Here is a 9519-nt window from a genome sequence, read left to right on the forward strand (position 1 = left end):
AAGGTATTGGGTCGCGACCTGTTCCTACGAGAACAATCCACCCATTCGGCAATTCAACCATAAAGCCAACACTTTAGCAATTATACTTTTTGTGCCGTACCTTTGCGGTAAATTTTGGCTTTGATGCTCTTTAAAGAAGTTTTATACCTGATCCAGAAGGACTTGGTGCTGGAGTGGCGACAGAAATATGCCTTTAACGGGATGTTGCTTTATGTCAGTAGTACAGTGTTTGTATGCTACCTGAGCTTTGGCCTGCGCTCTAACGTGCTTACCGTACCGGTCTGGAACGCAGTGCTTTGGATCATACTGCTGTTTACATCGGTAAATGCCATTGCCAAAAGCTTTATGCAGGAGAACCGGGGCAGGCTTTTATACTTCTACTCCATCGTGAGTCCGCAGGGGGTTATACTTGCCAAGATCGTGTACAACGCGATGCTCATGCTCATCCTGGCCCTGATCTGCTTCGTGTTTTATGCCTTTGTGCTGGGTAACCCGGTGCAGGATGTACCCATGTTTCTGCTCACTATACTTTTGGGGGCCATCGGGTTCTCTACTTCCCTTACCATGATATCGGGTATTGCCAGCAAGGCGGCCAACAGCAGCACCTTAATGGCGGTTTTAAGCTTCCCGGTGATCATACCGATGCTGCTGATGCTGATAAAAATGTCTAAAAACGCGCTGGATGGCCTCGACAGAAGTACCAGCCTCGACGAACTACTCACTTTGCTTGCCATAAACATGATCGTTGTCACGGTTTCTTACATCTTATTCCCGTACCTTTGGCGCTCGTAAGGCTAAAGACACAAGATGTAAGATATCAGATTCAGGACAAAATTATGCGCTTACACCATACTATGAAGAACGAATTGATATTTTAAAGTGTCTAAAAAATAGAATAGTGTTAAAAGACTCCGATGGTAAAGAGAAAAGTCTTGTGTCTTTTGTCTAACATCTTATGTCTGATTATAAAGAATGAAAAAAAACTGGTGGAAAATAGTGGCCGTTGTACTGTTGGTTTTTACAGTGCTGGCCGGTATGTTATCTGAGGTTCCGCGCCTGGCCATCCTAAACGAGACCATCCGCAACCTGTATTTTCACGTGCCCATGTGGTTCGGCATGATCCTGATCCTACTGGTGTCCGTGATCTACTCTATCAAATACCTGCGCAAACCAAGCATCAAGAACGATGTTATAGCTTACGAGGCTGCCAAAGTTGGTATCCTGTTCGGGGTGCTGGGCATTGTTACGGGCATGGAGTGGGCTAAGTTTACCTGGGGCGAATACTGGAGCAACGACCCGAAGCAGAACGCCTCGGCCATCGGCTTGCTGATATACTTTGCCTATCTGGTACTGCGCAGCTCTTTTAACGAGCAACAGCAGCGTGCCCGCATCAGCGCCGTGTACAACATATTCGCTTTTGCGGCGCTTATACCTTTGCTGTTTATACTTCCAAGGCTAACCGACTCGCTGCACCCTGGCAACGGAGGCAACCCCGGGTTTAACTCTTACGACTTGGACAACCGCCTGCGCCTGGTGTTTTACCCAGCTGTTTTGGGCTGGACACTGCTTGGCCTCTGGATCGTGAACGTGAAATCAAGATTAGAAATACTCAGACAACGCTTATATGAAACTGTTTAGAATACTGGCTGTGTGGTGCTTTATACTTTGCGCCACGGCTGGCTTACAGCAGGCACAGGCACAAGTTGCCGAAAACACAGCCGCCACTGTAGCCGAGCCAGAAGTAGAAATGGCCGACACCCTGCGCCAGGACGGAAAGATTTACGTGGTAGTGGTGGTTTTGCTTACCGTGTTGGGAGGCATGATTGCTTACCTGGTTACCTTAGACCGTAAGGTAGCGAGACTTGAAAAACAGATGCGCGATTAAACAGCCGAAAGCTACCGGGTTTACGTACCTAGTTCATTCAACAACATAATTAAAACTGAATGAGCATCTATTTAAACCCTAAACTTTACGTTACCCTTCGGCCTTTAGCACACGTTAAACCGCACCCGATTACCGACGGACGCTTTGACCCGGCTTATGCTTACAAAGTATTGGGCCTGCACAGCGCCAGCGAAACTTCGGAGTGCTATTTTATACTTAGCAACACACAAAACGAGATCTGGTTTATCTCGCAGCGCCACCTCAGAGCCTACAAACTGCTCGACTCCGACAAGCTATACTTTAAGCTTGAAGAGAAAGAGCAGGAAAGCGTGGCCAGTCTGTTAGCCCAGGATGCCGTGAGCAGCAACGGCAACGGCAAACACTAGCCAAGGCCCGATGCGCTGTGTGACCCTAAGTATAAATTAAGCCGCACCCAATGGATTTATAATATCCGGTTGTGTGTTAGGCTACAAGAACAAGAGAATACACATTTTTACATAGATGAAAAAGTCACACATCATCGGGATTTTAGTGATTGCTGTCGCGATCGTCATCATTATGTCGTCGGTTGGCGATGCCAGCACCTACGTTTCTTTTGACGAGGCCATTGAGCGCGCCGAAGACGGAGACATGACAAAGGTGCACGTGGTGGGCCGCCTCAAAAAAGACGCACAGGGCCACATTGTGGGCATGCAGTACGACCCGCTTATAGACCCTAATTACTTCTCCTTCATGCTGGTAGACACTAACCGTTTCGAGCAGCAGGTAGTCTACTATAACCCCAAACCACAGGATTTCGAACGCTCTGAGCAGGTCGTAATTACGGGCAACATGCAAAACAACGTGTTCGTGGCCGACAAGATCCTTCTCAAGTGCCCATCCAAGTACGTGGAAAAAGAAGTGCAACAAAACACAGCAAGCCTGTAATTTAGTTAAGAGTTGAGAGTGAAGAGTTAGAAGTGATGACTCTTTACCTTACCAACTTTTAACTTTTAACTTATAACTTTTAACTATCAGAGATGATTAATACGCTGATCGGGGATATTGGCCATGCAAGTGTGATTGTTGCTTTTGTGGCAGCTATCGTATCCTCTTACGCTTATTTTATGGCTTCGCGCGCCAAGGTAGAGGCTGCCGGCGACAACAGCTGGCGCAACCTGGCCCGTGGGGCTTTTTATGTGCATGGCGCTGCCGTGTTCATGGTGATATTCGCGTTGTTCAACATCATTTACGAGCACCGCTACGAGTATTACTACGCCTGGAGCCACTCCTCTAACCACCTGCCGGTATACTACATGATCTCCTGCTTCTGGGAGGGTCAGGAAGGCTCGTTCCTGCTTTGGATATTCTGGCATGTATTATTGGGCTTTGCCTTGATCAAGAGCGGTAAGAAGAACAAAGTATGGGAAGCGCCTGTAATGGGCATTTTCTCGTTTGTGCAACTGTTCCTTACTTCCATGATTCTGGGTGTGGTAATCGGTGACCTGAAGATAGGCTCATCTCCGTTCATCCTGATGCGCGACTTCATGACAGATGCCCCGGTGTTTGCCATGGACCCGAACTTTGTACCAAACGATGGTACCGGTTTGAACCCATTATTGCAAAACTACTGGATGGTGATTCACCCTCCTACCCTGTTTCTGGGCTTTGCCGCTACGCTTGTACCGTTTGCATTTGCCATGGCTGGCCTTTGGAAAGGTAAATTTACCGAGTGGGTAAAGCCAGCATTGCCTTGGTCGCATTTTGCGGCTGTGGTGCTGGGCATTGGCATTATGATGGGAGCTTACTGGGCTTACGAAACGCTTAACTTCGGTGGCTACTGGAACTGGGACCCTGTTGAGAATGCCGTATACATTCCGTGGCTGGTGCTGGTGGGTGCTATCCATACTATGATCGCGTACCGCCGTGGAAAGTCTGGCTTAAAGGCTTCGTTTATACTTGTTATCGCATCGTTTATACTTATACTTTACGCTACCTTCTTAACGCGTAGTGGTATTTTGGGCAACGCCTCTGTACACTCTTTCACAGACCTTGGCTTGTCGGGACAGCTATTTAGCTACCTGGCTGCTTTTGCTGTATTGGCGGTTGGCTTGCTGGCGTATAACTGGAAGAAGATCCCTACTACCGAGAAAGAGCTTTCTACCTACAGCGGTGAATTCTGGGTGTTCATTGGTGCCATTGTGCTTTGCCTTGCGGCATTCCAGGTATTGTTTACTACCTCTATTCCGGTTTACAACTCATTCCTTGGCTTCATCGGCATCGACTCTAACGCAGCCCTTCCAGCCGACCAGATCGCACACTATACCAAGTTCCAGTTATGGGCCGGTGTAGGCATTGCCATACTTACAGGCATTGGCCAGTTGCTGTGGTGGCGCAAATCCGACAAAGGTGGTTTTAAAGAGGCCATCATGATGCCGGGCATGCTTACCATGCTTTTCTTTAGCTTAATCATTGTATTGTCTAAGCTGGGCGTGGTTGGCAACGAGACTATCGACAATCCTGTTTATATGATTTTGCTGGCAGCTTCGCTTTTCGCGGTGTTTGCTAACCTGAGCATCATCCTTAACCTGCTGCACAAAAAAGTTACGCTTTCTGGTGGTGCGGTGGCGCACATCGGCATCGCTTTAATGCTGATCGGTATACTTTTCTCATCGGGTTATTCCAACATCATCTCGCAAAACACATCGGGTATGGTGTACTCACGTGAGTTCCCGGAGGATATAAACCGCGACAACGTGCTGCTTTGGAGAAACTCGCCGGTTGACATGGACAAGTATACAGTGAGCTACCATGGCCAGTTCCAGGAGGTGGAAGGCGTGCCGGGTTACGTTAACCGCGAATTGCTTTTCCCGACTGCTGATGAGTACAAAGCCATTGCGCGTGGCCGCATACAGGTAGGCGAAAAAATATACTTCGAAACCGGTGATACTATAAACCTGCACTCTCCGGAGAACACATACTACGAAGTACAGTACAAAGAGCGCGAAGGCGACAAGACTTTCACGCTTTACCCACGCGCACAGGTTAACCCGAACATGGGCTTGCTAGCCTCCCCGGATATCAAGCACTTTGCTGATAAGGACCTTTACACGCACGTTTCGTCTATTCCGGACCCGAACGAGGAGAAAGAGTGGGGCGAGATGAAGCAGCACGAACTGGCAGCCGGCGACACCATTATACTGAACGATTACGTGGCGCAGTTTAACGGTGCCGAAGTGATTGAGAAGGTGCCGGGTGTTACCTTAAACAAAGGCGACATTGCCGTACAGGCCGACCTGAAGATTTTTGGTGAGAAGAAAGTATACCACGCCCACCCGGTGCTTATCTACAAAGACGGCATGGCTGGTTACTACCCGGAGGTTATTGGTGACCTTGGCCTGAGGCTTACACTTATGAACGTAGACCCTGAAAAAGGCAAGTTTACATTCGGCGTGAACGCTACGCAAAAGGATTACATCATCCTGAAGGCAGTAGAAAAACCTTTTGTAAATATACTTTGGATTGGTACGATTGTAATGTCGATTGGCTTTATAATGGCCATTGTGCGTCGTAACCAGGAGGGCGGCACACCTAAGAATGTTGTCAAACCAAAGCAAAACAAGAAAACACAGGTTGCCTAATATAGCCTGAACGTATAGAGAGCCTTTGCCGCTATGGCAGAGGCTCTTTTGTTTTATAGCCGCATTGCCCTTAACTTGAGCCAGCTTAAAAGTATGGATACGACCGCTAAAAAGTATAGAATAGCCTTAGTAGGTGCAGGCAACGTAGCCTGGCACCTGGCGCAGGCCTTTGTAGCCGCGGGGCATCAGGTGGTAGCAATCTATAGCCGCAGCGAGGCAAACCGCAACGAATTGGCAAGTATACTTCCTGGGGCAAAAGCTTTGCAAACACCAGACTTTACAACCCTGGCTGTAGATGCAGTGTTAATTGCCGTGCCGGATGCAGCTTTGCAACAAGTAGCCTCAGCGTTAAAAGTTGCACCGGATACTATTGTGGCCCATACTTCAGGCTCACAGCCACTGATTATGCTTGATGCAGTTGAAGGTGCACAGCCGGCAGTCTTTTACCCATTACAGACCTTCTCCAAAGCAAAACCTGTTAACCTGCAGCAAGTGCCTATACTTGTAGAGGCTTCTCAGGAAAGTATAACCCAAGAGTTGGAGGCGCTTGCGCAAAGTATAAGCTCCAAGGTACAACGCGTTGATTCGGAGGCACGCCGACACCTGCACCTGGCAGCCGTGTTTGCCTGCAATTTTACCAACCATTTGCTTGGCATTAGTCAGCAACTGCTGCAGGAGGCCAACCTGCCCACCGAACTGCTACACCCACTGGTGCAGGAAACTATCGCCAAAGCCATGCAGCAAAACCCATACCAGGTACAAACCGGCCCCGCCATACGCCACGATGACAACGTGATACAGGCACACCTGCAGATGCTGCAACAACATCCCCGCTTTCAGGAGCTTTATCAAAAACTGACTGAAAGTATACAGGCTGCCAAAGTATAAATTTTGCACTCCAAAAGCTTAAACTCATTGCCTATCAGGCAGCGTATACTTTGATTCGGCAAGTAGGCTTTGTACCTTTGCACTTTAAATTGAAACGCAGAAATGAAAGTAGTAAATATAACCTTTAAGTTTGCAGACGGCTCTCCAGACGAGGTACACCCGGCCGTTGAGGGTGAATCGATTTTGGATGTGGCGCTGAACAACGATATACAGCTGCAGCACAACTGCGGTGGTGTTTGCGGTTGCAGTACCTGCCACGTATACATCGAGGCAGGCATGGACGACCTACCAGAGATCTCTGATAAAGAGGAGGATTACATTGACCGTGCCATCGATCCGCGCATCAACTCAAGGCTGGGTTGCCAGTGCGTGGTGCAAGGCAACGAAGACATTGTAGTAACCATACCTGAGCAGGATTTCCTGGGGCATTAATTTAAATTGCTGCATGGCTGAATGGTTAAATTGCTTGGGCGCTCAACGCCAATTCTGCCAATAACCATTTAGCCATTAAACCATTTAACCATCTGAACAATGAATAAGAACTACGAGCCGCCAATCCACTGGAACGATTACGAGGATATCGCCATGGCGCTATACGAGAAATTCGGTGATGACTTTACAGAGTCTAAGATCTACCGCATCCGCTTTACCGAACTGCTGGACTGGGTACTTTCGCTGCCAAATTTTGAGGGCAAGCGCGAAGAGGCCAACGAAGGCCACCTGGAGCAGATCCAGGCTGCGTGGGTGTACGAGTGGCGCGACAACCAGGACTAATTAACACCTCCGCTTCTCGATTATATCGTATAAAATATATACTTTTAAAGGTTCTTTCTTGTAAAGAACCTTTTTTTATTCCTTATACCTATGCCAATTACTCAAACAGACCTCACCCGCATCAATACTTTTGTCTTCGACGTGGACGGTGTATTGACGGATGGCCTTTTGTACTGCTTTGCCGATGGCGAACACGTAAGGGCCTTTAACATAAAGGATGGCTTTGCTATAAAGCACGCCATCTCGCAGGGATACAACGTAGCCATTATCTCCGGTAAAAACGAGCCCGGCGTACGCAACAGGCTGGAGCAGCTGAACATCGAGAACATTTTTCTGGGGATAGATGATAAAACCGATGTTTTTGAGGACTACCTGTACACACAGGGCATACACCCCGCCACGGTGGCATACATGGGTGACGACATGCCCGACTACGAAGTAATGCAACGCTGCGGCCTGAGAGCCTGCCCTTCCGATGCTGCCGACGACATCAGAGAGATATCCACTTTTATATCTACCAAAAAAGGCGGCCGCGGGGCAGTTAGAGAGCTGATAGAGACCATTATGAAAGCCCAGGATACCTGGTAAACTGACTATACTTTTCCTGCAATTCAATATTAAATTTATCTTAATAGACTATTGCATATATTAAAATTACTAACTACATTACGCTAGATTTAAAATAAATTATTTGTTCATTTTTATGAAAACAGGAAAAGTTAAGTTTTTTATTGAGTCAAAAGGTTTCGGTTTCATCACTGAGGACGAGACAAACGAAGATTTCTTTGTGCATGTAACTGGCCTTAACGGCTTGCAGATTCAGCAGCATGACCGCGTTGAGTTTGACACGCAGGAAGGCAAAAAAGGAATCAACGCTGTAAACGTGAAAAGAATATAGTACATATATACTCTGCCGTTTCAGAAAGGAGCCCTTGTTTTATGCAAGGGCTTTTTTTTATGGAATTCCGGCTCTTGCCCTTAACTTTACGCAGCTATTTAAACCCTCCGTGAAAAACATACTTCGCCTCATACGTTTCCCAAACCTGGTGCTGATCGTGCTAAGCCAGTCGCTGGCGCAGGCTTGTTTGCTTTCGGATGGCATTAAGTGGTACAAAGTGCTGGAGCCAGGCTTTCTGCTTCTTACTTTCTCAACGGTGCTTATCGCGGCGGCAGGCTACATCATCAACGATTATTACGACATAAAGATAGATGCCATAAACAAGCCCGGCAGGCTTCTGGTAGGCCGTAAGATACGCCGCAGGAGGGCCATGTTCGCGCACCTTATACTTTCAGCTTTGGGGGTGCTGGGCGGTATCTGGCTGTCAATTCCGGTAGGCTTGATAAACCTGGGGGCCGTGTTACTACTATGGGGTTACTCGGCACGCTTAAAAAAAATGCTGCTTATCGGCAATGTGGTTATCTCGCTGCTGTCGGCTTCCATGCTGCTGGTGGTTGCCGTTTATGCCGACACGCTGAATAAGATCACCATCAGTTACGCCCTTTTTGCCCTGCTCATATCCCTTATCCGTGAGATCATCAAAGACATGGAAGATGTTAAAGGCGATGCCTCTTTTGACTGCCGCACACTGCCTATCGTAGCTGGTTTGCGCAACACCAAGCTAGTGCTCTACCCGCTCATCGCCATTTTCCAGGCTTTTTTAATAGTGATTATGTTGCACCCCAGAACTTCTACTGTACTGGATGTATACATGCTTATACTTGTGCTGGCCCCTTCTGTGTGGTTGCTGCTAAAGCTTATCCGCGCCGACAAAAAGAAAGACTTTACTTACCTGAGCGACCTCAATAAGTTTATCATGCTTACTGGTATACTTTCGATGCTGCTGGTAGGCTAAGCAAGTATACCAAAACACTTACCTGTCCCTATTTTATACTTCCTAAAGTATAACTGTACTCATTTGTCTGCCTGTAAAACCTGGAGTGGTTGTTCATACTTTGAATGGTGAAGGGCTGTTAAATTCAAACAAAATTATTCTCCCCGAAACAGGGATGATTAATTCTAGAAAGCTACATGCATATAGTGTGAGTGCCTTTGTTAATATCGGACTATAGTTTGGGCCTCCAGCCCAGTTGAGTTGAAAACTCAACACCATGACAAGCCACAAGTTGAAAACTTGCGGCAGAAATATAGAATGACACAACCTTACCCTCAAGCAAACAATTTATTTTAGAGCTTAGCTTCCATGTATACTTTTAAGAGTGGCTAGAAACAAAAACATGAGTCATCCCGAACTTTGTAATGGGATGAAAAAGGGAAGCCTCCTGTTTTAGGGATATAGCTATATGTATCACCTAAAGACAGGAGGCTTCTATGTGTTCTGCTTCTAAAAACGC

General features: G+C 47.3%; 12 protein-coding genes. All 12 read left to right on the top strand.

Annotated elements, in window-relative coordinates; genetic code table 11:
* The first annotated feature begins 123 nt into the window (after positions 1-123).
* The 12 genes from AC4BAP_RS18795 to AC4BAP_RS18850 all read left to right on the top strand — a co-directional run bounded on the left by AC4BAP_RS18795 (position 124) and on the right by AC4BAP_RS18850 (position 9020).
* Positions 124-792 carry a heme exporter protein CcmB gene (locus tag AC4BAP_RS18795; protein ID WP_490584227.1) on the top strand — a complete coding sequence of 223 codons (669 nt, stop codon included), beginning with the start codon at positions 124-126 and terminating at the stop codon, positions 790-792.
* A gap of 180 nt (positions 793-972) precedes the next feature.
* Complete coding sequence (locus AC4BAP_RS18800; RefSeq protein ID WP_490584228.1) at positions 973-1638, top strand: cytochrome c biogenesis protein; 666 nt, start codon at positions 973-975, stop codon at positions 1636-1638.
* The gene (locus AC4BAP_RS18805) at positions 1625-1885 is read left to right on the top strand and encodes a CcmD family protein (RefSeq protein ID WP_490584229.1); all 261 of its coding nucleotides are present in this window, start codon (positions 1625-1627) and stop codon (positions 1883-1885) included. The genes AC4BAP_RS18800 and AC4BAP_RS18805 overlap by 14 nt, the downstream gene beginning before the upstream one ends.
* 59 nt (positions 1886-1944) lie before the next feature.
* A complete protein-coding gene (locus AC4BAP_RS18810) occupies positions 1945-2271 on the top strand; it encodes a hypothetical protein (protein WP_490584230.1) in 327 nt (108 codons plus the stop codon).
* Positions 2272-2386: 115 nt separating this feature from the next.
* Positions 2387-2812: a cytochrome c maturation protein CcmE domain-containing protein gene (locus AC4BAP_RS18815; RefSeq protein ID WP_490584231.1), complete on the top strand. Its 426-nt coding sequence runs from the start codon at positions 2387-2389 to the stop codon at positions 2810-2812.
* Between the two features lie 92 nt (positions 2813-2904).
* Positions 2905-5505, top strand: coding sequence for a cytochrome c biogenesis protein CcsA (gene ccsA / locus AC4BAP_RS18820; RefSeq protein WP_490584232.1), 2601 nt, complete (start codon positions 2905-2907; stop codon positions 5503-5505).
* Positions 5506-5538: 33 nt separating this feature from the next.
* Positions 5539-6393: a Rossmann-like and DUF2520 domain-containing protein gene (locus tag AC4BAP_RS18825; protein ID WP_490584233.1), complete on the top strand. Its 855-nt coding sequence runs from the start codon at positions 5539-5541 to the stop codon at positions 6391-6393.
* A gap of 102 nt (positions 6394-6495) precedes the next feature.
* The gene (locus tag AC4BAP_RS18830) at positions 6496-6825 is read left to right on the top strand and encodes a 2Fe-2S iron-sulfur cluster-binding protein (RefSeq protein ID WP_490584234.1); all 330 of its coding nucleotides are present in this window, start codon (positions 6496-6498) and stop codon (positions 6823-6825) included.
* Positions 6826-6924: 99 nt separating this feature from the next.
* Positions 6925-7167, top strand: coding sequence for a Fe-S cluster assembly protein IscX (gene iscX / locus AC4BAP_RS18835; RefSeq protein WP_490584235.1), 243 nt, complete (start codon positions 6925-6927; stop codon positions 7165-7167).
* 90 nt (positions 7168-7257) lie between these two features.
* A complete protein-coding gene (locus tag AC4BAP_RS18840; RefSeq protein ID WP_490584236.1) occupies positions 7258-7755 on the top strand; it encodes a KdsC family phosphatase in 498 nt (165 codons plus the stop codon).
* A gap of 115 nt (positions 7756-7870) precedes the next feature.
* Complete coding sequence (locus AC4BAP_RS18845) at positions 7871-8065, top strand: cold-shock protein (protein ID WP_490584237.1); 195 nt, start codon at positions 7871-7873, stop codon at positions 8063-8065.
* Between the two features lie 109 nt (positions 8066-8174).
* Positions 8175-9020, top strand: a complete 846-nt coding sequence (locus tag AC4BAP_RS18850) for a geranylgeranylglycerol-phosphate geranylgeranyltransferase (RefSeq protein ID WP_490584238.1) — start codon at positions 8175-8177, stop codon at positions 9018-9020.
* Positions 9021-9519: the final 499 nt, after the last annotated feature.

Source organism: Pontibacter sp. GD7, assembly GCF_058216375.1.